Raw genomic sequence first — 22434 nt, forward strand, 5'->3', positions numbered from 1 at the left:
ACATGGTTGATATGACTAAAACTACCGCGGTGAAAAAACTCACTCCGGGTGATATTCGTGGCGTGTTCATTCGTTCTAACCTCTTCCAGGGTTCGTGGAACTTCGAACGTATGCAGGCGCTGGGTTTTTGTTTCTCCATGGTGCCGGCGATTAAACGCCTGTACCCGGAAAACAACGAAGCGCGTCGCCAGGCGATTAAGCGCCATCTGGAATTCTTCAATACCCATCCTTATGTGGCAGCTCCCGTTCTCGGCGTAACGCTGGCGATGGAAGAGCAGCGTGCTAACGGCGCGGAGATCGACGACGGTGCCATCAACGGTATCAAAGTCGGTCTGATGGGCCCGCTGGCAGGCGTCGGCGACCCGATTTTCTGGGGAACCGTGCGTCCGGTGTTTGCAGCGCTGGGTGCCGGGATTGCGATGAGCGGCAGCCTGCTGGGGCCGTTACTGTTCTTTATTCTGTTCAACGTGGTGCGTCTGGCAACCCGCTATTACGGCGTGGCTTACGGTTACCGTAAAGGCGTGGATATCGTGAAAGATATGGGCGGCGGCTTCCTGCAAAAACTGACCGAGGGGGCGTCAATTCTCGGCCTGTTTGTCATGGGCGCGCTGGTAAACAAATGGACGCACGTGAATATTCCGCTGGTGGTATCCACAATCACCGATCAGACCGGGAAAACGAACGTCACAACTGTACAGACAATCCTTGACCAGTTGATGCCGGGCCTGGTTCCGCTGCTGCTCACGTTTGCCTGTATGTGGCTGCTGCGTAAGAAGGTCAACCCGCTGTGGATCATTGTGGGCTTCTTCGTGATTGGTATTGTCGGTTACGCCATTGGCCTGCTGGGCCTGTAAGTTGTAAGCTGTGCGCCGGGGCCCTGTGGCCCCGGCTTTTTTTATCGGGAGGATGAATGACGATCACGGATATCGTACTGATTTTGTTTGTAGTAGCGCTCCTGGCGTGGGCGATTTATGACGAATTGATTATGCCGAAGCGTCACGGTGAAACGCTGCTGGCCCTGCCCCTGCTGCGCCGCAGTCGTATCGACGGCTTCATTTTTGCCGGGCTACTGGTCATCCTTATTTATAATAACGTGACAAATAATGGTTCTGTTTTAACCACATGGTTATTATGTGCTCTGGTATTACTCGCCATTTATCTGTTCTGGATACGCGCCCCAAAAATCATCTTTAAAACAACCGGGTTTTTCTTCGCCAATGTGTGGATTGAATATAGCCGTATACAAAAGATGAATTTATCGGAAGACGGCGTGCTGGTAATGCAACTGGAACAGCGTCGATTACTCATTCGGGTAAAGAATATTGATGACCTGGAGAGGATCTCCCAGCTTTTCATGCAAAATCAGGAAGTTAAAATATAGCCATGGCTATGAGGCGGTATAAAAAACGCGCTGCAATATAGCCTTAGCTATAATAATAACCGCAATGTTATTCCTATTTTTTAACCTTAATGTTACTAATTAAGCCAAATGCAAATCGTTATCATCTCGTCAATGGATTAATACAATTCCGTTATTGTTTTATATTCTAAAAATATGTTAAGGTTGCGCCCGTCGTTGGGGAGTAGCCGATTTCCGGATACAGGAAATGTGCGTGTCAACATACTCGTTGCAAAACGTGGCACGTACGGATCGAATTGCGGTTTGATCAGGCGAGACCATTGACACATCAACTGCTGTTTACTGGGGGCAGTGATGTGTTATATGGATACCCCGGTCAGGACGCTCTTATGATGTTATCAGCCACTCTCCTGCTCGCTTTTGGCATGTCTATGGACGCTTTCGCAGCTTCTATTAGCAAAGGTGCCACCCTGCACAAACCCAAATTCTCTGAAGCCCTGCGCACCGGCCTGATCTTTGGCATCATTGAAACCTTAACGCCTCTCATCGGCTGGGGACTGGGCATGCTGGCCAGCCAGTTTGTCCTCGAATGGAACCACTGGATTGCCTTCGCGCTGCTGGTTTTCCTCGGCGGAAGAATGGTGCTGGAAGGTTGTCGTAGCTGTAGTGAAGACGACGCCCCTTTACAGCGTCACGGTTTCTGGCTACTGGTCACCACAGCCATAGCTACCAGCCTTGATGCGATGGCCGTGGGTGTTGGACTGGCTTTTTTACAGGTCAATATCGTCACGACGGCGCTGGCCATCGGTTGCGCGACGTTTATTATGTCCACGCTTGGAATGATGGTGGGTCGCTTTATTGGCCCGCTGCTAGGCAAGCGGGCAGAAATACTGGGAGGCGTTGTGCTGATCGGTATCGGTACGCAGATCCTCTGGAGCCATTTCGCGCCTTAAGCGTCCCGCTGCCAGCACTGAATACTAAAGTCCGTTTCGCAGGCAAATTGCGTCATCTTTTCCAGCTCTTCCCATACCGCCGGTTTAGCGCGCCAGGCAAACGGTGTCATCTGTAGCAGCGCAACGGCTTCTTTACCGCTCAGGTTCATGATATAGCCGAGCGCAATATGATCCCTCAGGGTGAATCCGGTAATCTCTTCGGTTTGCAGCGCATGTAGCTGCACTTCATCATAAATCAGCCCCTTCAGGGCCTTTAAATGCTGAGGACCCGGTGCTGCGGTGATGACCCAACCGCCGGGTTTCACCACTCGTGCCAGCTCCTGAGCGCTACAGGGCGCATAAATACGCACCACGGCATCCATACTGCTGTCTTCAAAAGGCAAACGATGACTGGAAGCGACGCAGAAAGTGACCTGCGGATAACGTTTTGCGGCAGCGCGTATCGCCGCCTTCGAGACATCCAGCCCGAAAGTTTGCGCACCATGATGGCTGGCCGTCTGCGCGAATGCGTGAGTGTAGTACCCTTCCCCGCAGCCAATGTCCAGAAGTGCCTGCGCACTGGCCGGTAAACGCATTTCCAGTTGCTGACTGATGGCTTCCCGCAGCGGCTGGTAATGACCCGCATCCAGAAAAGCCCGGCGTGCCTGCATCATTTCCGCACTGTCTCCCGGTTCACGGGAACGTTTATGCTGAACGGGCAGCAAATTGACATACCCTTCTTTTGCCAGATCGAACTGATGGCGCTGCGGACAAATAAAACTGGCTTCAGTACGACGCAACGGCGCGTGGCAAAGAGGGCAAGTGAAAGACATGGTGACTCCGGGCAATCATAAAGGGCGAAAGTGTACCGCCATTCGATCGTACGGGGAATGCTTAAGCGTGTGGGAAATGGTTGCGAACCAGGATTTAGTCAGCCCGAAAGTCAGGCATTAAAAAGCCCCGCACCAGGCGAGGCTTTATGCTGACATTGATGCGAAGTCAGTGACAGAAATCAGATAGCAGTAACGTTAACTGCTGCCGGGCCTTTCTGGCCGTCCTGAATTTCAAACTCAACGTTCTGGCCTTCAGCCAGAGTTTTGAAGCCGTTACCCTGGATAGCAGAGAAGTGTACGAACACATCTTTGCTGCCGTCAGCCGGAGTAATGAAACCAAAACCTTTAGACTCGTTGAACCACTTAACTTGACCTTTAATCTTTGCCATTTGCAAAATTCCTTAGAGTGTTTTCTTAGCCCGCAGGCATTAACTTAGATAAAACTGAGACATTACTGCATGAGGCACTAATATAAGGTTCGGCAGAGAAGCAGTATTCAACGACAACGTGTTTACTCAGGACTTCTTTACTGAAAATGCCACACATAAACAGAAGTGTACCTCGTTTGACCCACGACGTGTTATCACATACAACAACAAATATGGCAAGCCATTTTTATAGGTGTCTGGATCAGTCGCACAAATTCTTACGCTAAAAGAACACTCGCTGCACAATTATGCGAATTAACTCGCAAAACAGGCTAAATGTTTCGGAGGCTGTGTATATTACCTGAACTCAGTCGCTACGCGGGCTCGCCTGTTGCCGTAAGGGTTTGCAAGTCCAAAATCGCTCTAAGTCATTGATATAATATAGCGTATATCCTTAAACATTTATCTATATCGTTATGCTTTTTAACGCTATAAGAAGAATGGATGAATTGCAAATGCCAGATAGGATTAATCTTAGATTGGGCGCTGAATAATTGTTGTTCAATTAGTCGCCCCCTCTGCACCAAAATAATGAAAGTTTAATGACACTGCATCATCTTAAAGCAATAAAAACGTTTCGCTGAGAAATTTAATATTGGTAGTCTTTGGACATATTATTAATAAGCAATTGCTTAAATCATACTTCTGGATGAAAGGGATAAATACTGACCAATTTTAAGGATACGGAAGTTATCACCTGCGTCTGCCGTCTCGCTTAATACCTTTTGCAGTTCATGAACAGGTTCATCCAGAGATTCATCAGCCAGTTCAAACACGCCCCAGTGGATCGGAAAAGCCAGAGGCTGTCCAAGTTGCTGCCATAGCGCTACCGCTTGCTGCGGATCCATATGGTGAATGGACATGAACCATCGTGGTGCATAAGCCCCTACCGGCAAAGCAGCAACATCTACCGGCCCGAGACGTTGGGGGATTTCCATTAAATCGGGTGTATAGCCTGTATCGCCTGCGAACCAGAAACGCTGGCGGGTGGATTCAACGACCCAGCCACACCACAATGTGCGATTGCGATCCCAGAGAGTGCGCATACTCCAGTGCTGCGCGGGCACTGCCGTTAACGTCAGACCTTTAAAACAGCTCTGTTGCCACCAGTCCAGCTCAATAACATGGCGCACGCCCCGGCGTCGGCACCAGTCGCCCAGGCCCAGCGGCACAAAAAGCGTGATGTCAGGAAAACGCTTAAGCAGCGCACGTAGCGTGCGGGTATCAAGATGATCGTAGTGATTATGGGAGATGAGGATGGCATCAAGTGCAGGCAAATCCTCAATGTGTAAAGCAGGAGGCGTTTTTCGTGTCGGCCCGGTAAACGTCACCGGTGAGGCCCGGTGTGAAAAAACCGGGTCGGTAAGCAGATAAATACCATCAACACGCAACAGCATACTGGCATGGCCCAGCCACCACACGCCGTCATCATGCCCGGTTATTTCAGCACGTTGCCACCACTGCTGCATGAAAGCGTCATAGCCACCTTGTGGCGCGTAAGGCAGGCCTGCGGCCCGGCGCTCTTTGCGCCAGCGCTCCACATCTCCTGGCTGATGATTCACGTCTGTGAGATTTTTGAATCCCTCACGGGTGTGATGCGCCAGGTCAGGATTATACCAGGGGTTTTGCCATGCCATGACGCCTCCCTTCTTCGATCCTACCGCTCAGCGACCAGACGAATAAAGTCATCGCCATCAGCCTGAACTGAAGGCTTTTGCTCAGGCTCTTGTTTTTCCGGTTCGTTTGCTTCACACAGACGGCGCAGTAGCGCAGTTTGCCGTTTTTGCTGATCGAGCAGCGCTTCCAGTAACGCGACCTGCTCATTGGTCCGGGAACTTGCACGATTAACAAAAAACCACAGCAGCAAACCTGCAACCAGCACCACCAGAGAAACCACTAAAGACGCAAGATTAAGCGCGCCAGAATTAAGGACTTCGTTCATTTCACCACCTCAAAGTTAACGCGCTATCTTACCACTGGCGCTGAGGAAGGAAATCATTCACTGAATAATTGCCGCTACCAGGGGATAAATTTATTGATAACGCAGATGCCGCTGAAAAATTGCACATCCTGATCGCACATGACATTAAGCATTTGAGTCCATAGTAGCAGGCAAATGACCAGCACGGCGATGAGGATAAGCCACCGAATTTTTCTCACTCTACTCTCCACATAAACACTCACTGCGACCAGGTTAACATGCGATTGTTAAACCGGGCCTAACTGTATCGCTATACTTACTTTTTAAGAATGCTGTACTTGTTTCGACATATGAAAAGCTTCAGGATTTTAAGTGATTTATAACAAAAAAAGGAGTTCCTATGCGCCTGACAATTCGTGCCATTATGGTAGTTGCTCTTTTAGGAATTGGGGTTTTACTCAGCGGTCATGGCGTTCTGGTAGGCAGCCACGAAAATGCTGCCGGGCTGGGTGTGCAGTGTCAGTACATCACCTCAAAAGGAATGAGTACTGCACAATATCTGAACGCTGATCGGGGCATCATTAGCCTGACAAACTGCCCGCTGGTCCGCAAAAACAGTGGCTTTCTGGGTCTGGGTTAACTGCTAAAAAAAACGCCGCAACTAAGCGGCGTTTTAGAATGTTCACAATAATCAGAACGGGTAGTCGTTATAGCCCATCTGCTCAGAAATTTTACGTGCCGCGGTATGCAGCATTTCGACATATTCGTGCAAACGTTCTTCAGAGAAGCGCAGCGTCGGGAAAGAGATGCTCAACCCGGCAATCACCACGCCAAAACGGTCGAATACCGGTACGCCGATGCAGCGCAGGCCTTCTTCCTGTTCCTGATTATCTTCGCCATACCCTTGCTCGCGCACGATATCCAGCATTGGCAAAAGATTTTCGGTGCTGGTAATAGTGCGGTCGGTACTTTGTTTGTACTCGACGCCTTCCAGAATCTGCTTCACTTCATCGCGATCGCGCCATGCCAGCAGCACTTTACCAATAGCGGTGCTGTAAAGCGGGTTACGGCGACCAATGCGCGAATACATACGCAGGTTATACATGGAGTCGATTTTGTGGATGTAAACAATGCTGTCTTCATCCAGTGCACCGAGGTGGATGGTTTCTTTGGTTAAACGAGAAAGTTCGCGCATCTGAATATCGGCGCTGCGGATCAAATCCACGTTTTGTAATGCACGCGCGCCAAGTTCAAACAGCTTCAGGGTGAGAGAGTATTTTTCTGATTCCCCTTCCTGAGCTACATATCCCAGCGATTTCATTGTCTGCAAAAAGCGATAAACGGTGCTTTTTGACATCATAACCCGTTGCGACAGTTCGGTAATGCCGATTTCACGCTCTTCGCCGAGTGCCTGTAGGATGCCAAAAACCTTCAGAACGGAAGAGACAGAATCTGGCTGCTTGTCCAAATCTGCGATTGCCATTAATCACCTCATCGCCAGTGTTTTATAAAAATTAGAATAGGTTTTTATTATAAATTCGTCGCCGGTCGCCCGCAATGCGAGTTTGCCCTCTTCTTTACAATTCTGCGACATAAAGCCAATTACACTCTCAAAAAAAAAGCGCGCCCGGGGCGCGCTTTGAAATGCAGAGGTGATTACTTAAGGTAAGCGCCGCTACGCAGTGCTTCAATACGTTTATCCAGCGGCGGGTGAGTCATAAACAGCTCGCTGAGCGATTTAGACTTACCGTTGATACAAAACGCCATCATGGTGCTGGCTTCCTGCGGTTCATAACTGGTTTTAAGACGCTGCAGCGCGGCGATCATTTTCTCGCGCCCTACCAGCCTGGCCGAGCCAGCATCGGCGTGGAATTCACGGTGACGCGAGAACCACATGGTAATAATGCTCGCCAGGATGCCGAAGACCAGTTCAAGCACCATCGCCACCACAAAATAAATCATCGGGTTACCGTTGCTCTCTTCACCTTCATCGCGGTTGCCGCCGAGGAAACCAGCCGCGATCTGCGCAAGAATACGTGAAATGAAGATCACAAAGGTGTTAACCACCCCCTGAATGAGGGTCATGGTCACCATGTCGCCGTTAGCAATATGGCTGATTTCATGCGCGATAACCGCTTCCGCTTCATCACGGCTCATGTTTTGCAGCAGGCCGGTACTTACCGCCACCAGCGAGGCGTCGCGGCGGGCACCCGTCGCAAAAGCGTTGATGTCCGGTGCGTGGTAGATAGCCACCTGTGGCATCGCAATGCCCGCCTGACGGGATTGCTGCTCAACCGTTTGCATCAGCCAGCGTTCCATGTCGTTACGCGGCTGCTCGATAACCTCTCCCCCTACCGATTTCAGCGCCATCCATTTCGACATTAAAAGCGAAATGATGGAGCCACCAAAACCGAAAAGCAGCGCCATGATCAACAAGCCTGAAATGCTGCTCGACTGTATACCTGTCAGGCTTAACACCAGCCCGAACACCACCATGACGGCCAGGTTGGTCAACAGGAAAAGCGCGATTCGCATCATAATATTCTTTTAACCTCAATTTAACAAAACGCACTATGCGATTACCCACATCGTATGGGTATATCCGCTATTTTCAAGCACCAGTGCTTCGTAAGTCACCAGAAAGACACAACTTTACACTTTGAAGGGTAATGCTTACGCCAGGATACGCTTGTTAAAAAAAACAGGCACAATTTCTTGTGCCTGTTAATTTATTTGCCTGCAGCAGGAGGGGCTGCGGGCTTATCCTTTTCCAGGTGGAAGAGGTCCAGTGCTATGTGCACCGTCTCATCCAGATACGGATCGGGTTCCTGATAATCTTTTGGCAGATCGTCGAGTTTTTTCAGCAGCGGCTTCCCTTCACGTTTGAAACGATCGTTCAGGCGAGCCAGCCGAATCGCATCTTCGTCCGCGTTTTCTTTCTCACGTTGAGCCAGATTCAGCGACACGATATCGCGTTTTTCCTTCAGGGCATTGAAACGGGCAATGTCCTTCACGATGTACTGGAACTCGGGATCCTTCGCGATGCGCTCATCGTGGTTTTTGATCAATTCCGCGCCAAACGGCGTTAAATCGCCATACTTCGCGAAGGTGGCCGCATTCACGCTATCCCACGGCAGCGCATTATCTTCAAACTTCTCGCCGGTTTCGGTTTCTTCATTGCCTGTCGGCATGATGATATCCGGTGTGACGCCTTTACGCTGTGTACTGCCGCCGTTAACGCGATAGAACTTCTGGATCGTGTACTGAACCGAGCCGAGCGCAGGCCATTCCGGGCGCAGCATCTGATCGTAAATGCGGTTCAGTGAGCGGTACTGCTGCACCGTACCTTTCCCGAAGGTCGGTTCACCGACGATCAGCGCACGGCCATAATCCTGCATTGCGGCGGCAAAAATTTCCGATGCCGAGGCACTGAAGCGGTCAACCATCACCACCAGCGGGCCTTTGTAATAGACCACCCCGTCGGTGTCGCTGTCTTCACGCACTTTGCCGTTATTATCCCGCACCTGCACAACCGGGCCAGATGGAATAAACAGACCCGACAGCGAAACCGCTTCGGTCAGTGCGCCACCGCCGTTGGTGCGCAGATCGATGATCACGCTGCTGACGTTCTGTTTTTCCAGCTTCTGAAGCTGCACTTTAACGTCATCGGTCAGGCCCACGTAGAAGCCAGGGATGTCCAGCACGCCGACTTTTTCTTTGCCGACAGTTTTCACCGACATTTTCACCGCTCGGTCTTCAAGGCGAATGCGCTCACGCGTGAGGGTGACAATGCGCGTTTTGGTGCCCTTGCCAGCCGGAAGGATTTCAAGACGCACTTTACTGCCTTTCGGCCCTTTAATCAGTGCCACTACGTCATCAAGACGCCAGCCGATAACATCAACCATACCCTGGCCGGTCTGGCCAACACCGACGATACGATCGCCGACGCTGATAGCTTTACTTTTCGCCGCAGGACCGCCCGCCACCATGGAGTTGATGACCGTGTAATCATCATCCATTTGCAGTACCGCACCAATCCCTTCCAGTGAAAGGCTCATTTCGGTGTTGAACTGCTCGGTGTTACGCGGTGATAAATAGTTGGTATGCGGATCGATCTCATGCGCGAAAGCGGTCATCGCCAGCGAGAACACATCTTCGCTGTTCGTTTGCGCCAGACGACGGATCGCAAATTTATAACGACGCGTCAGGGTTTCGCGAATTTCTTTATCGTTTTTGTCGGTAAGCTTAAGACTCAGTTCATCGAACTTAACCTTGGCATCCCACAGCGCATTCAGTTCAGCTTCGTCTTTCGGCCACGGCGCTTTGCTGCGATCAATATTGAAAGTGTCGTTGCCGCTGAAATCCATTGGTCGCTCCAGCACTTTTAAGGCGTACTGGTAGCGTTCAAAACGGCGTTTTTGCGCCAGATTATACAGATCGTAGAAAACGTCGAGTTTCCCGGAGCGCAGTTCATCGCCGATAACGCTTTTCTTTTTCGCAAACTGTTCGACGTCGCTTGCCAGCAGCACGTTGTGGCTGTAATCCAGCAGGTTTAAGTAGCGATCGAAAATTTTTGCAGAAAATGCCTGATCGAGGTCGAACTGGCGATAGTGGGAACGGGTAAAGCGTGAAGTAACACGCTCACTCACCGTTGCATGCTGCGTTTCTTCCTTAAGAACCGGAATCTGGTCAACACGCGTAATATCTTCAACGGCGAAAGCCTGCCCTGCAATCAGGAACAGGCCAGCCAACGCGGTGCGCTTAAACAAAGTGTTCATGCCAGGCTTGGCCTCCGTTTCAGAACAGCAAGTGTTCTGCGCGTACAATCATTGACATACCAGAAGTCAGCTGTACACGAACGCCATCTTTGGTGATTTCCACTACTGTGGCGTCCATAGCATTATTGCCTGCTTTCACCTTGAGGCTCTGCCCCACATTCAGCACAGAAATATCTGATACTGGCGTGTGTTGCGGCTCTTCACGCGGTGCACGCGGTGGTTTAGCGACAGGTTTGTCAGCACGCGGTTTGCGATCGCCACCCTCTTTACGGCGCGGTGCCGGGCGGGGTTTACGTTCGCGGCGCGGTGATTCTTCTTCCTGACTTCCAGAAGCAGCGGCAGCTTCACGCTTTTTCGCTTGTTGTTCAGCGCGCTGGGCCTGAACACGCGCTTTGGCTTCTTCGAGTTGCTTACGGGCGTGCTCAACATGTTGCTCTTCCAGCTCACCGCATGGGTTGCCATCGAGATCGACACGAATCGCGCCAGCTTTAACGCCGTACAGATAGCGCCAACTGGAAGTATAAAGACGCAAAGCAGAACGCAGTTGAGTTTTGCTGAGACTCATCTCGCCTTCAACACGTTCGACTAAATCCTGAAAAATACCAATTTTCAGGGGACGCGCTTCGCCTTCAGCACTGAAACAGTGGGGAAAGCGTTCGGCCAAAAAAGCGATAACTTCTTTACTGCTATTCAACTTAGGTTGATTTTCCATGAAATTTCCTGATTACAACGGACGTTGCCAACAAGCCGCAGGCATGAACAGGCGTCATTATAATGACGCCATCAGTAAATGCTACGTTATCCGTTGATTATCCTGCGTCGCTCGCAAAGAATTTTTTAAAATCGGTTGCTGCAAGAACACCTTCAAGCTGTGAAACCAGCGTGCGCAACCCCTGCTCATCCTCAACGGTGAAGCGTGAAAACACCGTGCTGTCGATATCCAGAACGCCAATAACCTGCTCATCCACCACCAGTGGCAGGACGATTTCAGAATTACTGGCCGCATCGCAGGCGATATGACCATCAAAAGCATGTACGTCTTCCACTCGCTGGACGCTATTTTGCGCCACCGCTGTGCCACACACACCACGTCCTACCGGGATCCGCACGCAGGCGATCTTGCCCTGGAAGGGGCCTAACACCAGCGTATCGCCTTCCAGCAGATAAAAACCGGCCCAGTTTACGCCTTCCAGACGCTCAAACAGCAGCGCACTGGTATTTGAAAGCGTTGCTAAAAAACTGGTTTCACCTGCCATTAGCGCCTGAAAGTCGCGGTTCAGATCCGCGTAAAATTGTTCTTTGGTCATTATTTAATCACTTGGTTGTCTTACAAAAAACCTGCTTTGCCTATTAAAATAAGCATTAAATGCGTTCATGCTCAAGATAATCCATTCATGAGTTAATATAGATCTACCCGAACACTGGCCTGAATAATCCATGGTTTTAAGAATTCCACAGGTAGCCCCTGATAAAAAAATCATCGTCCATGCGGTAGGCGACCCTTTGCCACGTGCACATTATCAGCGTTGCCCGCAGTGCGATACGCTTTTTGCGTTACCTGTGATGAAATCGCATCAAAGCGCATGGTGTCCGTGTTGTGACGCCAAAATTCGCGACGGGCGCGACTGGTCACTGACTCGTCTGGCGGCAATGGCTGTCACGATGCTGTTGCTTATGCCATTTGCCTGGAGCGAACCGCTGCTGCGTTTTTACCTGCTCGGGGTGCGCATCGATGCCAATCTGCTGATGGGTATCTGGCAAATGACAGCGCAAGGTGATCCATTGACCGCCGCTATGGTTCTGTTCTGCACCGTGGGCGCGCCGCTGATCCTTGTCGCCTCCATCGCCTACCTCTGGTTTGGCAATATTCTCGGCATGAATCTGCGCCCGGTATTGCTGATGCTTGAACGGCTTAAAGAGTGGGTGATGCTCGACATCTATCTGGTCGGCATTGGCGTGGCGTCGATCAAAGTGCAGGATTATGCGTACCTGCAGGCGGGCATGGGCCTTTTCGCGTTCATTGCGCTGGTGCTGTTAAGCATCCTGACGCTCATCCATCTGAACGTTGAGCAGCTATGGGAACGGTTTTATCCCCAGCGCCCCGCCACGCGTCCCCATGAAAATCTCCGCGTCTGCCTCGGCTGCCATTTTACCGGCTTGCCGGATGCGCGTGGACGCTGCCCGCGCTGTCATATTCCGCTGCGCCATCGTCGGCGTCAGAGCATTCAAAAATGCTGGGCGGCGCTGCTGGCCTCAATCGTGTTTTTAATCCCGGCTAACCTGCTGCCCATTTCCATTATTTACGTTAACGGGCAACGGCAAGCCGATACCATTATGTCCGGGATCTTCTCGCTGGCCGACAGCAATATCGCTATCGCCGGCATTGTCTTTATCGCCAGTATTCTCGTGCCGTTTACCAAAGTCATTGTGATGTTTACACTGCTGGTCAGCATTCATTTTAAATGTGAACAGGGATTGCGAACCCGCGTGTTATTGTTGCGCCTCGTGACCTGGATTGGCCGCTGGTCAATGCTGGATTTGTTTGTTATCTCGCTGACAATGTCATTGATTAACCGCGATCAATTACTCGCTTTTACGATGGGGCCAGCTGCGTTTTATTTCGGCGCAGCGGTAATTTTGACTATTCTTGCTGTGGAATGGCTGGACAGCCGCTTACTTTGGGATGCACATGAGTCAGGAAACCCCCGCTTCGCCGACTGAAGCGCGCATTAAAACAAAACGCCGCATTTCACCTTTCTGGTTGTTGCCTGTCATTGCATTAATGATTGCAGGCTGGCTTATCTGGAGCAGTTATGAAGATCGCGGAAATACCATCACCATTGATTTCATTTCTGCCGACGGCATCGTGGCGGGCCGCACGCCGGTACGCTACCAGGGGGTAGAAGTGGGTACCGTTCAGGACATTCGCCTGAGCGAAAAGCTCAATAAAATCGAAGTGCGGGCCAGCATCAAATCGGACATGAAAGATGCCCTGCGCAACGATACCCAGTTCTGGCTGGTCACGCCAAAAGCGTCACTGGCGGGCATTTCCGGGCTGGATGCGCTGGTGGGCGGTAACTACATTGGCATGATGCCAGGCAAAGGCGAACCGCAGGATCATTTCACCGCGCTGGATACGCAGCCCAAATACCGGCTGAATAACGGCGAGCTGATGATCCACCTGCATGCGCCCGATCTCGGGTCGCTCAGCAGCGGTTCGCTGGTCTATTTCCGTAAAATCCCGGTCGGGCGCGTTTATGATTACACCATTAACAGCAATAAACAGGGTGTGACCATTGATGTGCTCATCGAGCGCCGCTTCACTCATCTGGTGAAAAAGGGCAGCCGCTTCTGGAACGTTTCCGGGGTAAAAGCCGATGTGGGTCTTAGCGGCGCTAAAGTGGAGCTGGAAAGTCTCGCTTCGCTGGTGAACGGTGCCGTGGCGTTCGATTCTCCGGACAACTCAAAACCAGCGGAGCCGGAAGATGAATTTGGGCTGTACGAAGATTTAGCGCACAGCCAGCGTGGTGTATTGATCAAACTTGATTTGCCCGGCGGACAAGGCCTGAAGGCGAACTCCACGCCGCTGATGTATCAGGGGCTGGAAGTCGGCGAATTAACCAAACTGGATCTCAATCCAGGCGGAATGGTCACCGGTGAAATGACCGTTGATCCGGGTGTGGTGAATCTGCTGCGGGATAACACACGCATTGAGATGCGTAATCCCAAACTGTCGTTAAATAACGCCAGCGTAAGCTCACTCCTTACGGGCAGTACGCTGGAACTGGTGCCGGGCGAAGGTGAACCGCGCGATCACTTTGTGGTGCTACCCGCCGATAAAACGCTGTTACAGGAGCCCGGCGTCATCACCCTGACATTAACCGCGCCTGAAAGCTACGGCATCGATGCCGGCCAGCCGGTGATCCTGCACGGCGTGCAGGTCGGTCAGGTGCTGGAGCGTAATCTCAGCGAAAAAGGCGTCTCCTTCGCCGTCGCGCTCGATCCGCAATACCGTGAACTGGTCCACGGCGACAGCAAGTTTGTGGTGAACAGCCGCGTCGATGTCAAAGTGGGGCTGGATGGCGTGGAGTTTCTTGCCGCCAGCGCCAATGAATGGCTGAGCGGTGGGATCCGTATCCTGCCAGGCGATAAAGGCGCGATGAAAACCAGCTATCCGCTGTTCGCTAATCTCGATAAAGCGCTGGAAAACAGCTTAGGCGATCTGCCGACCACCACGCTGACGCTCACCGCTGAAACCCTGCCTGACGTGCAGGCCGGTTCGGTGGTGCTGTACCGGAAATTTGAAGTGGGTGAAGTCATTACCGTCACGCCGCGCGCTAACGCGTTTGATATCCAGCTTCACATCAAGCCGGAATATCGCTCGCTGCTGACCTCCAACAGCGTGTTCTGGGCAGAAGGCGGCGCGAAAGTGCAGCTTAACGGCAGTGGTCTGACGGTGCAGGCCTCCCCGCTGTCGCGCGCGCTGAAAGGGGCGATCAGCTTTGATAACCTTTCCGGTGCCAGCGCGTCCGCCCGTAAAGGCGACAAACGCCCCCTCTTCCCTTCCGAAACTGCCGCGCGCGCGGTAGGTGGGCAAATTACGCTGCATGCGTTTGACGCCGGGAAACTCTCCGAGGGAATGCCGATTAAATATCTGGGTATCGATATCGGCCAGGTGCAGGAGTTGCAGCTCATTACTGAGCGCAATGAAGTGCAGGCAAAAGCGGTGCTCTACCCGGAATATGTCCGCACGTTCGCCCGTACCGGCACGCGTTTCTCGGTGATCACCCCGCAAATTTCGGCTGCGGGCGTTGAACACCTGGACACCATTTTATCGCCTTACATCAACGTAGAACCGGGTCGTGGCAATGCACGGCGTGATTTTGAATTGCAGGAAGCGACTATCGCCGACTCGCGCTATCTCGACGGTCTGAGCATTGTGGTGGAAGTGCCGGATGCAGGCGGACTGAATATCGGCACGCCGGTCTTATTCCGCGGCATGGAAGTGGGTACGGTGACCGGTCTGTCGCTCGGTTCGCTGTCCGATCGCGTGATGGTTGGGCTGCGTATCAGTAAGCGTTATCAGCATCTGGTGCGCAACAACTCCGTCTTCTGGCTGGCATCCGGTTACTCGCTTGATTTCGGTCTGGTCGGCGGGGTGGTGAAAACCGGCACCTTTAACCAGTTCATCCGCGGCGGCATTGCTTTTGCGACACCGCCAGGCACGCCGCTGGCACCGAAAGCGCAGGCGGATAAACACTTCCTGTTGCTGGAGAGTGAACCTAAAGAGTGGCGCGAGTGGGGCACCGCCCTTCCCCGTTAGCGTGATCCCGGCTCCGGCGTGCCCGCGCCGGAGCCTTTGTGCTACACTGCGCGCCTGTTTTATTGCTGGTGATACGGTCTGTGGCACACAACGCTGTTTATTTTCCTGACGAATTCTTAGCTCAAATGCGCGAAGCGATGCCCGCGCACCTCTCTTTTGACGCCTTCATTGCAGCCTGTCAGCGCCCGCTGCGCCGCAGTATTCGCGTCAATACGCTTAAAATTTCTGTTGCTGCTTTTCTTGAGCTGGTGTCGCCTTATGGCTGGCAACTCACGCCGATCCCCTGGTGTGAAGAAGGCTTCTGGATCGAGCGGGAAGATGAAGACGCGCTGCCGCTCGGCAGTACCGCCGAGCATCTGAGCGGACTTTTTTATATTCAGGAAGCCAGCTCCATGCTGCCCGTTTCAGCGCTGTTTGCCGCTGACAATCAGCCTGTACGGGTAATGGACGTGGCCGCCGCACCCGGTTCTAAAACCACGCAAATCGCCGCGCGGATGGGCAATCGCGGGGCGATCCTCGCCAACGAGTACTCCGCCAGCCGGGTCAAAGTCCTGCATGCGAATATCAGCCGCTGTGGGATCCACAATGTGGCCCTGACCCATTTCGATGGCCGGGTATTTGGTGCCGCCCTCCCGGAAGCGTTTGACGCCATCCTGCTGGATGCGCCCTGTTCCGGTGAAGGGGTGGTGCGAAAAGATCCCGATGCCTTAAAAAACTGGTCCGTGGCCAGTAACCAGGAGATTGCCGCTACCCAGCGCGAGCTGATTGACAGCGCGTTCCATGCGCTGCGTCCTGGCGGCACACTGGTGTACTCTACCTGCACGCTCAATCGCGATGAGAACGAAGCGATCTGCGGCTGGCTGAAAGAAAAGTACCCGGATGCGGTGGAATTTGACTCTCTGGAGGATCTGTTTGAGGGTGCCGCCAGCGCGTTAACCGGGGAAGGTTTCTTACACGTCTTCCCGCAGATTTTCGACTGCGAGGGCTTTTTTGTTGCCCGCCTGCGTAAAACCGCCGCCGTTGAGCCGCTGCCTGCACCGGGCTATAAAGTCGGCAACTTCCCGTTTACGCCGATGAAAACGCGTGAAAGTCAGAATGTCATCCAGGCGGCTGCCAGCGTCGGTCTGCACTGGGACGAAACCCAGCGCCTGTGGCAGCGTGATAAAGAGATCTGGCTGTTTCCGGCTGAAATCGAACCGTTAATCGGTAAAGTTCGTTTTTCGCGTATCGGCATTAAACTGGCTGATGTACACAACAAAGGTTTTCGCTGGCAGCATGAAGCCGTGATTGCACTGGCCGGTTCGGATAACCCGCATGCTTTTGCCCTCACCCACGAGGAAGCGCAGGAGTGGTACCGCGGGCGCGATGTCTACCCTGAAAACTCACCCGCGCAGGATGATGCGATCGTGACGTTCCAGGGCCAGCCGCTGGGCCTGGCAAAAAAAGTCGGCTCACGCCTGAAAAACAGTTATCCACGCGAGCTGGTGCGTGACGGGCGTTTGTTCGCGGGCAAGGCGTAGCCCGGCGCGAAATTAAGCACATTCTGACTGGCACTTTCTGCGTAATTGAACCAGGCTAAAAAATGGGTGACTTTACTGGTCGTACCACATTTGGCAACTGAACGGAGAGCATTATGACGAAAACCAGCGTGCGAATTGGCGCTTTTGAAATCGACGATGCTGAGCTGCAAGGCGATCAGCAGGGTCAACGGACATTGCGCATTCCCTGTAGTTCCGATCCGGATTTATGCATGCAGCTTGACGCATGGGACGCGGACACCAGCATCCCGGCGCTCCTTGATGGAGAGCATTCTGTCCTTTATCGCGAGCATTACGATCAACAATCTGATACCTGGATCATGCGCCTTGCCTGATCGCAAAGAACCCGCCGCCAGGGCGGGTTATTTATCCCGTCTGGTTTCCCCTCATTACATTCATCCCCTACACTTATCTCTTAATGTTTTGAACTGAGGATGTAATGTTCGCACTGGTATTATTTGTTTGTTACCTGGACGGTGGGTGTGATGACATCGTTGTCGATGTTTTTAACACCGAGCAACAATGCCTGGTGGCGATGGAGGATCAGCGTATGCGTCATGGCGGCTGCTATCCGGTTGAAGATTTTATTGATGGCTTCTGGCGTCCGGCGCAGGAATACAGCGATTTTTGATTACTGGATTTTTACCAGCGTCAGTTCGCCCCCCATTACCGCGCCGGTATCAATATAATGCTGATTTTCTGCGTCATAACGGTGCTTTAACGGCGTATGGCCAAACCAGAAATGATCGGCTCCTTTAATAACCGCACTTTTCCCCGAGAAATGACCGTTTAATCTCCCGCGGTGCCATAATATGGCCTGCTTATCGACGCTTTTTTGCCAGGCATATTCAGGCGAAGGGTAATCTGCATGGGCGATAATATGCGTGGTTTCACCGCAGTTCACTTCAATAATATAAGGCAACTGTTCACACGCCATTATTGCCTCGCGGGCAGCCTGTTTTTTGTCATCCGGCAGGCGGGTATACCATTGTCCGCCATTCATTAACCACAGCGAAATATCCCCGGACGTTAACCCGTCAATGGCCATTTGCTCGTGATTGCCTCGCACAGCGCGAAACCAGGCGCGGCGCAGCAATGCCAGGCACTCCAGACTTTGCGGCCCGCGATCGATCAGATCGCCGACGCTGATAAGTAAATCCTTATACGGATTAAATTTTCGCGCGCGCAGTGCGCTGATTAATTGCTGATAAGTGCCATGAATATCGCCTGCGATCCAGATATGTCGCCAGTTGCGCCCCTCAATGCGTTGGTACATAGTCGCCCCCTTTTTTATTCAGTATAGGCAGCGCGAGTTATCCTGCGGCGAAAGTCTGTCCAACCTCAATCAATCTTAAACGAAAGCTAAATAAACCCCTGCCGGGCGTTAAGTAATCGGGCTATGACCTCTAAAATAGCCAAAATTATAGAGGTTATCGTTGTGACAAATTCCACTCTGCACATTGACGCGCCATCGCCGTCTCATCCGCACCTTATTTCCGATTTAGTTCATGGCCGACTTGTTCCCGGCCCAATCTGGCGTAAGCGTGACTATCGCCTGAAATTCCTGCTGCGTACGCTCATGTACTGGCCGTCAACGGTGAAAATGCTCACCAGCCTGTCGCAGCGCCCCGGTTTTGATCGTCTGCTCAGCGCGCAAACGACGCTGCCGAGTAAATCGCACCGTCAATATCTGACGCGTGGGCTTAACCCTGCAAGCCGTGCCAATGCGATCATCAGTCATTACGATTATATCGACAGCCTGCAATCGCCCGTGCTCGCGGAGGCGCTGACAGCGCCAACACCGATGCCGCTGCTGACCTTTGCCGGTAAAGACGAGGCGACCTTTTCGCTGTATGCCTCCTGTGCGCAAAAAGCCGAGCGCGAAGGTGAAAGCACCCTGTGGTTATATGACGGCAATAACACCCTGCTGGCCAGCGCGACCTTTAGCGTGGCGCAGGAAAAAGGCCAGCGCACGCTGGTGATTGGTGGTTTGCAGGGACCGCGCCGCAGCGTTTCCCATGAGGTCATTAAAATTGCCACCCGCGCCTGCTACGGGGTTTTCCCAAAACGCATGCTGATGGAAGCCATCTGGCAGCTGGCAAAACTCACGGATATTCAGGCCATTTCTGGCGTCAGTGATAACGGGCATGTGTTCCGTGCCTTACGTTATCGCTTCAGCAAAGGACGCCATTTCCACGCCAGTTACGATGAGTTCTGGGCCTCCATCGAGGGCAAACAGGACGGCGCATGGCGCTGGCAGTTACCGCTGCAACCTGAACGCAAATCTATTGAAAGCATCGCCAGCAAAAAACGCGCCGAATATCGCCGCCGCTTTGCCCTGCTGGACGGCGTTCAGGAGAGCCTCTCCGCGCTGTTCGAGTAATCTGTATGCCCCGCCAGTCCGACATCTGGCGGGGCTTCTGCGTCTCTGATATTGTCTTAACGCCGGGAAAACTTAAGACAAGGTCAGGTTATGCAGAAGTATGATGAATTGTGGCAAGCGATTGACGCACGCGTGCGTGAAAATAACGACATCCCTTTCGCTGATATGGAAAATGAAGAGAGCGTACTGGGCAATGCCACCCGACAGCGCATCGCGCAAATCTTTATCCTCGAAGTGCTGCTGGCACGGCATCGCGAAAAGTATGCCAGTGCTTTCGTCCCTCTGCCGGGCGAAGACGCGCTCTACCATCTGATTTTTAAACGCACCGGCTGGAAACCCTTCGAGATAAAACAGCTTTCGTTTAACGATGCCATGTTTGTAATCGCTGAACTGTTTCGTGATGAAAACCTGCCGATCGACGTCCGCGAGATGCTGCGCGCGCAAGGCGTGCGGGACGCAACTTACCCCAATTTCGATTTCTCAGAAAAAGACTGGTCGCCACGTGAGAACGCCGTATTCCTGCAACGATAAACCCGAAAGGCCTCACAGAAAAAATTTAACATCGGTTAAAAAATGGCTGGACGAATGTGGGGCGGGATATGATATGGTTTAAGCTGGCTACAGGAAATTCTCATCATATTTGGGATATTCTGAGAGGCGTTTAAAAAGCCTTCGTATTCAGAAAGGCAAAAAAAGACCGAATACGATTCCTGTATTCGGTCCAGGGAAATGGCTCTTGGGAGAGAGCCGTGCGCTAAAAGTTGGCATTAATGCAGGCTAAGTACGCCTGGCACTTTAAGAATAGATGACGCCGCCAGCTTTTCCAGTCTGCGACAAAAGTGGCCTGAAAAAAGCAGCAAACGTTGCACGCTTAAAGCAAAAAACCGCAATATCTGTGACCAGGTTTGCGGTTTTTTATTGGGAATCAATAAAACATTTTTGGTATTTAACAGAGCTTTTCGGCTCGCTCGACAAAGGGTGCCAGGCTCATTTTCTCGCCGGGTTTCGCCGGATCATCACTCTGTATCACCGTCAGCGGCGTCCCACTCGCTTTACCCTCAGCCACCTGCTGTTTTGCCACATCGTTTAACGGATATTGCACCAGCGTGCTGGGGTTAATCACAAACAGTGCGTGTCCCGGTCGACAGGTCAGCATCACCTCTTCGCGATTGAACGCCCATTTATCTTTACCGACTTCAAAGCGGCTGACGGTAATCACCTGCGGCGCTGCCAGCGCGGAAGCGGAAAAAGTGAGTAACAGTGCCGATAAAATATGTTTCTTCATGGTTTTCGCCAGTTGTTCAGTAAGGTTCAAGGGTGGCAAACAGACTGACCAGCGCCAGCACTGCCACACCCGATATAACTTCCGCCTGAGTCAGACGGATAAATAAAGGGTAAGCCTGATGCCCGTGCGTCCGAAAACGCGGCACCAGAACGTAGCGATTGACTACGGCTGCGATCAGCATCACGCCCACCAGCGCAACTTTAGCGATGAGCAGACGCCCGTATTCACTCTGCCAGGGCCAGACCGCCCCCTGAATCAGGAAGGTGTTGATCGCGCCGGTGAGGATAACACCTGCCACCGCAACGTGCCCATAACGGGAAAACCGCATCAGGGTGATAATCGCCTCTGCACGCCAGCGCCCCTGCGCCAGTCGTGTACAGACGATGACTGGCAGCAGCCCGCCAAACCAGGCGGCGGCGCACAACAGATGCAGCGCATGATTAAGCCGTTGTAACCATCCCGGCATGCCTTCTCGCATCGCCGCATGTCCAACCGCTGCCTGGAGCAGTAGCTGCGCAATAATAAGCAACAGCAATAGCCCCTGCGCACGCGGTTTCAGCAAACTGGCGGTAAGGGTAACGATCGCCAGCAGAATTTGCCACTGCCAGATTTGGCCGAACTGGGTTTGTGCTACGGCTAACCAAATCGCCGGGCGGAGGGTATCCGGCCAGCCGTTGCCCATCATCCCACCCTGCACGGCAAAGATGGCTATCGCGCTGACTGCATTTACTGTCAGAAGAAGCGGGAGAAACCGGTTCATGCGGCAAGTCAGTATCCGCTGAATGGGGGCCGGGCTGAGTTTTGCCGTAAACAGGGTACTGCCAAAGACCAGCATCAGGCTCAGGAAATGCATAAACCTCAGCCCGATATAGAGTGAAGCCAGCATGATTTATTTCACGCTAAACTGGTATTTACCTTGTGTTTTATGCCCGTCCACCGACACAACGTGCCAGTCTACGGTATAGTGTCCCGGTATCAGCGGCTGTTCCAGCGGCACAATGAGCTGTGTTTTGTCGTTTTCGTTGCGCTTGACCGCACCCGTTTTAATATCCTGCTGCTTTGCGCCGGTGATCTTTACGCCGCTGAACTGCGGCTCAATGCCTTCTGAGAAGTTAAGCGTCAACGCCTGCGGCGCGGCGTCTACCTGAGCATCCGCTGCCGGGTACTGATGCTTAAGATGTGCATGGGCGAAAGCGAATTGCGCGGTGGTCATACCCGCAATCAGAATGAGTGCGCAACGAAGGCGAGATAGCGTGAGAGTCATCTAATCCATTCCTTTTAGTTATGTGTTGTAGATGAGAATAACCTCGCATAATGATTGAGTCGAGTCTGATAGTTAGCAGACTTGCCTTTCTGCGGCAGGCTTAGTAAGTTTTGCGCCGAATAACCAGGAGAAGACTATGAACACCAATCTCGCAAAACTGCCCCAGGATGAGATGGACAAGGTGAATGTTGATTTAGCGGCAGCGGGTGTGGCCTTTAAAGAGCGCTACAACATGCCGGTGATTGCAGAGGCCGTCGAGCGCGAACAACCCGCTCACCTGCGCGACTGGTTTAGGGAAAGGTTGATCGCGCACCGTCTGGCGTCAGTTTCCCTGTCCCGATTACCTTATGAACCTAAAATTAAATAACGTCGGTTTAGCGCCGGGAGAA

The 22434-nt window shown here is 52.4% G+C and carries 26 protein-coding genes, 1 pseudogene and 1 riboswitch; of the genes and pseudogenes, 12 read left to right on the top strand and 15 right to left on the bottom strand.

Annotated features, from left to right (window positions below; all coding sequences use genetic code 11):
- Positions 1–2: 2 nt before the first annotated feature.
- The 3 genes from BM373_RS11160 (at position 3) to mntP (ending at position 2313) form a co-directional block, all read left to right on the top strand.
- The gene (locus BM373_RS11160; RefSeq protein WP_177220143.1) at positions 3–854 is read left to right on the top strand and encodes a PTS mannose transporter subunit IID; all 852 of its coding nucleotides are present in this window, start codon (positions 3–5) and stop codon (positions 852–854) included.
- A 56-nt stretch (positions 855–910) separates the two neighbouring features.
- A complete protein-coding gene (locus BM373_RS11165) occupies positions 911–1381 on the top strand; it encodes a DUF986 family protein (RefSeq protein WP_090461507.1) in 471 nt (156 codons plus the stop codon).
- A gap of 185 nt (positions 1382–1566) precedes the next feature.
- A riboswitch (yybP-ykoY riboswitch) is annotated at positions 1567–1748 on the top strand.
- A gap of 1 nt (position 1749) precedes the next feature.
- On the top strand, positions 1750–2313 hold the full coding sequence (mntP, locus tag BM373_RS11175; RefSeq protein ID WP_143102648.1) for a manganese efflux pump MntP: 564 nt from the start codon (positions 1750–1752) through the stop codon (positions 2311–2313).
- Here mntP and rlmA read toward each other — a convergent pair.
- From rlmA to mgrB, 6 genes and pseudogenes are all read right to left on the bottom strand, one after another.
- On the bottom strand, positions 2310–3125 hold the full coding sequence (gene rlmA, locus BM373_RS11180) for a 23S rRNA (guanine(745)-N(1))-methyltransferase (RefSeq protein ID WP_090461508.1): 816 nt from the start codon (positions 3123–3125) through the stop codon (positions 2310–2312). The two genes, mntP and rlmA, sit on opposite strands and share 4 nt — an antisense overlap.
- A gap of 179 nt (positions 3126–3304) precedes the next feature.
- A complete protein-coding gene (cspE, locus tag BM373_RS11185) occupies positions 3305–3514 on the bottom strand; it encodes a transcription antiterminator/RNA stability regulator CspE (protein WP_001062678.1) in 210 nt (69 codons plus the stop codon).
- Positions 3515–3526: 12 nt separating this feature from the next.
- A pseudogene (locus tag BM373_RS11190) lies at positions 3527–3671 on the bottom strand (DUF2627 domain-containing protein).
- Positions 3672–4185: 514 nt separating this feature from the next.
- On the bottom strand, positions 4186–5190 hold the full coding sequence (locus tag BM373_RS11195) for an MBL fold metallo-hydrolase (protein WP_090461510.1): 1005 nt from the start codon (positions 5188–5190) through the stop codon (positions 4186–4188).
- 20 nt (positions 5191–5210) lie between these two features.
- The gene (locus BM373_RS11200; RefSeq protein ID WP_090461511.1) at positions 5211–5495 is read right to left on the bottom strand and encodes a YebO family protein; all 285 of its coding nucleotides are present in this window, start codon (positions 5493–5495) and stop codon (positions 5211–5213) included.
- Between the two features lie 74 nt (positions 5496–5569).
- Positions 5570–5713 (bottom strand): PhoP/PhoQ regulatory lipoprotein MgrB, encoded by a 144-nt coding sequence (gene mgrB / locus BM373_RS11205; RefSeq protein WP_090461512.1) that lies wholly within the window; start codon positions 5711–5713, stop codon positions 5570–5572.
- Positions 5714–5874: 161 nt separating this feature from the next.
- On the opposite strand from mgrB, the gene BM373_RS11210 reads away from it, so the two are divergent.
- The gene (locus BM373_RS11210; RefSeq protein ID WP_090461513.1) at positions 5875–6114 is read left to right on the top strand and encodes a YobH family protein; all 240 of its coding nucleotides are present in this window, start codon (positions 5875–5877) and stop codon (positions 6112–6114) included.
- A gap of 51 nt (positions 6115–6165) precedes the next feature.
- Here the strand turns inward: BM373_RS11210 and kdgR are convergent, their stop codons facing one another.
- From kdgR to BM373_RS11235, 5 genes are all read right to left on the bottom strand, one after another.
- Positions 6166–6957, bottom strand: coding sequence for a DNA-binding transcriptional regulator KdgR (kdgR, locus tag BM373_RS11215; protein ID WP_090461514.1), 792 nt, complete (start codon positions 6955–6957; stop codon positions 6166–6168).
- 173 nt (positions 6958–7130) lie between these two features.
- On the bottom strand, positions 7131–8012 hold the full coding sequence (gene htpX / locus BM373_RS11220; protein ID WP_090461515.1) for a protease HtpX: 882 nt from the start codon (positions 8010–8012) through the stop codon (positions 7131–7133).
- Positions 8013–8203: 191 nt separating this feature from the next.
- Positions 8204–10252 carry a carboxy terminal-processing peptidase gene (prc, locus tag BM373_RS11225; RefSeq protein WP_090461516.1) on the bottom strand — a complete coding sequence of 683 codons (2049 nt, stop codon included), beginning with the start codon at positions 10250–10252 and terminating at the stop codon, positions 8204–8206.
- Between the two features lie 19 nt (positions 10253–10271).
- Entirely contained in the window at positions 10272–10964 is a 693-nt protein-coding gene (proQ, locus tag BM373_RS11230; protein ID WP_090461517.1) for an RNA chaperone ProQ, read from the bottom strand.
- 97 nt (positions 10965–11061) lie between these two features.
- Positions 11062–11559 carry a GAF domain-containing protein gene (locus BM373_RS11235; RefSeq protein ID WP_090461518.1) on the bottom strand — a complete coding sequence of 166 codons (498 nt, stop codon included), beginning with the start codon at positions 11557–11559 and terminating at the stop codon, positions 11062–11064.
- A gap of 130 nt (positions 11560–11689) precedes the next feature.
- Here BM373_RS11235 and yebS point away from each other — a divergent pair, with 130 nt between their 5' ends.
- From yebS to BM373_RS11260, 5 genes are all read left to right on the top strand, one after another.
- The gene (gene yebS, locus BM373_RS11240) at positions 11690–12973 is read left to right on the top strand and encodes a membrane integrity lipid transport subunit YebS (RefSeq protein ID WP_090461519.1); all 1284 of its coding nucleotides are present in this window, start codon (positions 11690–11692) and stop codon (positions 12971–12973) included.
- Entirely contained in the window at positions 12942–15575 is a 2634-nt protein-coding gene (locus BM373_RS11245) for a PqiB family protein (protein ID WP_177220144.1), read from the top strand. The genes yebS and BM373_RS11245 overlap by 32 nt, the downstream gene beginning before the upstream one ends.
- Before the next feature lie 80 nt (positions 15576–15655).
- Positions 15656–17095 (top strand): 16S rRNA (cytosine(1407)-C(5))-methyltransferase RsmF, encoded by a 1440-nt coding sequence (rsmF, locus tag BM373_RS11250; RefSeq protein WP_177220145.1) that lies wholly within the window; start codon positions 15656–15658, stop codon positions 17093–17095.
- Between the two features lie 113 nt (positions 17096–17208).
- Positions 17209–17448, top strand: coding sequence for a DUF1480 family protein (locus BM373_RS11255; RefSeq protein WP_090461522.1), 240 nt, complete (start codon positions 17209–17211; stop codon positions 17446–17448).
- Between the two features lie 104 nt (positions 17449–17552).
- Entirely contained in the window at positions 17553–17744 is a 192-nt protein-coding gene (locus BM373_RS11260) for a YdfD/YebW family protein (protein WP_090461523.1), read from the top strand.
- Here BM373_RS11260 and pphA read toward each other — a convergent pair whose 3' ends face one another.
- Positions 17745–18407, bottom strand: coding sequence for a protein-serine/threonine phosphatase (gene pphA / locus BM373_RS11265; RefSeq protein ID WP_305728279.1), 663 nt, complete (start codon positions 18405–18407; stop codon positions 17745–17747).
- A gap of 105 nt (positions 18408–18512) precedes the next feature.
- Between pphA and BM373_RS11270 the strand changes: the two genes are divergently transcribed.
- Both BM373_RS11270 and BM373_RS11275 read left to right on the top strand, forming a co-directional pair.
- Positions 18513–19496: a VirK/YbjX family protein gene (locus BM373_RS11270; protein WP_090461525.1), complete on the top strand. Its 984-nt coding sequence runs from the start codon at positions 18513–18515 to the stop codon at positions 19494–19496.
- Between the two features lie 90 nt (positions 19497–19586).
- Positions 19587–20027 (top strand): ECs1072 family phage-associated protein, encoded by a 441-nt coding sequence (locus tag BM373_RS11275; RefSeq protein WP_090461526.1) that lies wholly within the window; start codon positions 19587–19589, stop codon positions 20025–20027.
- A 415-nt stretch (positions 20028–20442) separates the two neighbouring features.
- Here the strand turns inward: BM373_RS11275 and BM373_RS11280 are convergent, their stop codons facing one another.
- Genes BM373_RS11280 through yobA form a run of 3 tightly spaced genes read right to left on the bottom strand, consistent with a single transcriptional unit; the run spans position 20443 to position 22045 of the window.
- A complete protein-coding gene (locus BM373_RS11280) occupies positions 20443–20781 on the bottom strand; it encodes a YebY family protein (RefSeq protein ID WP_090461527.1) in 339 nt (112 codons plus the stop codon).
- A 16-nt stretch (positions 20782–20797) separates the two neighbouring features.
- Entirely contained in the window at positions 20798–21667 is an 870-nt protein-coding gene (copD, locus tag BM373_RS11285; RefSeq protein WP_090461528.1) for a copper homeostasis membrane protein CopD, read from the bottom strand.
- Positions 21668–21670: 3 nt separating this feature from the next.
- Entirely contained in the window at positions 21671–22045 is a 375-nt protein-coding gene (yobA, locus tag BM373_RS11290) for a CopC domain-containing protein YobA (RefSeq protein ID WP_090461529.1), read from the bottom strand.
- A gap of 136 nt (positions 22046–22181) precedes the next feature.
- On the opposite strand from yobA, the gene BM373_RS11295 reads away from it, so the two are divergent.
- On the top strand, positions 22182–22412 hold the full coding sequence (locus BM373_RS11295; RefSeq protein ID WP_090461530.1) for a DNA polymerase III subunit theta: 231 nt from the start codon (positions 22182–22184) through the stop codon (positions 22410–22412).
- Positions 22413–22434: the final 22 nt, after the last annotated feature.

The organism is Enterobacter sp. kpr-6, assembly GCF_900116015.1.
Taxonomy (GTDB): Bacteria; Pseudomonadota; Gammaproteobacteria; order Enterobacterales; family Enterobacteriaceae; genus Enterobacter_D.

Coding starts and splice junctions, on each gene's coding strand:
- BM373_RS11160 (WP_177220143.1), top strand. CDS start 3: ATGGTTGATATGACTAAAACTACCGCGGTGAAAAAACTCACTCCGGGT.
- BM373_RS11165 (WP_090461507.1), top strand. CDS start 911: ATGACGATCACGGATATCGTACTGATTTTGTTTGTAGTAGCGCTCCTG.
- mntP (WP_143102648.1), top strand. CDS start 1,750: ATGATGTTATCAGCCACTCTCCTGCTCGCTTTTGGCATGTCTATGGAC.
- rlmA (WP_090461508.1), bottom strand. CDS start 3,125: ATGTCTTTCACTTGCCCTCTTTGCCACGCGCCGTTGCGTCGTACTGAA.
- cspE (WP_001062678.1), bottom strand. CDS start 3,514: ATGGCAAAGATTAAAGGTCAAGTTAAGTGGTTCAACGAGTCTAAAGGT.
- BM373_RS11195 (WP_090461510.1), bottom strand. CDS start 5,190: ATGGCATGGCAAAACCCCTGGTATAATCCTGACCTGGCGCATCACACC.
- BM373_RS11200 (WP_090461511.1), bottom strand. CDS start 5,495: ATGAACGAAGTCCTTAATTCTGGCGCGCTTAATCTTGCGTCTTTAGTG.
- BM373_RS11210 (WP_090461513.1), top strand. CDS start 5,875: ATGCGCCTGACAATTCGTGCCATTATGGTAGTTGCTCTTTTAGGAATT.
- kdgR (WP_090461514.1), bottom strand. CDS start 6,957: ATGGCAATCGCAGATTTGGACAAGCAGCCAGATTCTGTCTCTTCCGTT.
- htpX (WP_090461515.1), bottom strand. CDS start 8,012: ATGATGCGAATCGCGCTTTTCCTGTTGACCAACCTGGCCGTCATGGTG.
- prc (WP_090461516.1), bottom strand. CDS start 10,252: ATGAACACTTTGTTTAAGCGCACCGCGTTGGCTGGCCTGTTCCTGATT.
- proQ (WP_090461517.1), bottom strand. CDS start 10,964: ATGGAAAATCAACCTAAGTTGAATAGCAGTAAAGAAGTTATCGCTTTT.
- BM373_RS11235 (WP_090461518.1), bottom strand. CDS start 11,559: ATGACCAAAGAACAATTTTACGCGGATCTGAACCGCGACTTTCAGGCG.
- yebS (WP_090461519.1), top strand. CDS start 11,690: ATGGTTTTAAGAATTCCACAGGTAGCCCCTGATAAAAAAATCATCGTC.
- BM373_RS11245 (WP_177220144.1), top strand. CDS start 12,942: ATGAGTCAGGAAACCCCCGCTTCGCCGACTGAAGCGCGCATTAAAACA.
- BM373_RS11255 (WP_090461522.1), top strand. CDS start 17,209: ATGACGAAAACCAGCGTGCGAATTGGCGCTTTTGAAATCGACGATGCT.
- BM373_RS11260 (WP_090461523.1), top strand. CDS start 17,553: ATGTTCGCACTGGTATTATTTGTTTGTTACCTGGACGGTGGGTGTGAT.
- BM373_RS11270 (WP_090461525.1), top strand. CDS start 18,513: ATGACCTCTAAAATAGCCAAAATTATAGAGGTTATCGTTGTGACAAAT.
- BM373_RS11275 (WP_090461526.1), top strand. CDS start 19,587: ATGCAGAAGTATGATGAATTGTGGCAAGCGATTGACGCACGCGTGCGT.
- BM373_RS11280 (WP_090461527.1), bottom strand. CDS start 20,781: ATGAAGAAACATATTTTATCGGCACTGTTACTCACTTTTTCCGCTTCC.
- copD (WP_090461528.1), bottom strand. CDS start 21,667: ATGCTGGCTTCACTCTATATCGGGCTGAGGTTTATGCATTTCCTGAGC.
- yobA (WP_090461529.1), bottom strand. CDS start 22,045: ATGACTCTCACGCTATCTCGCCTTCGTTGCGCACTCATTCTGATTGCG.
- BM373_RS11295 (WP_090461530.1), top strand. CDS start 22,182: ATGAACACCAATCTCGCAAAACTGCCCCAGGATGAGATGGACAAGGTG.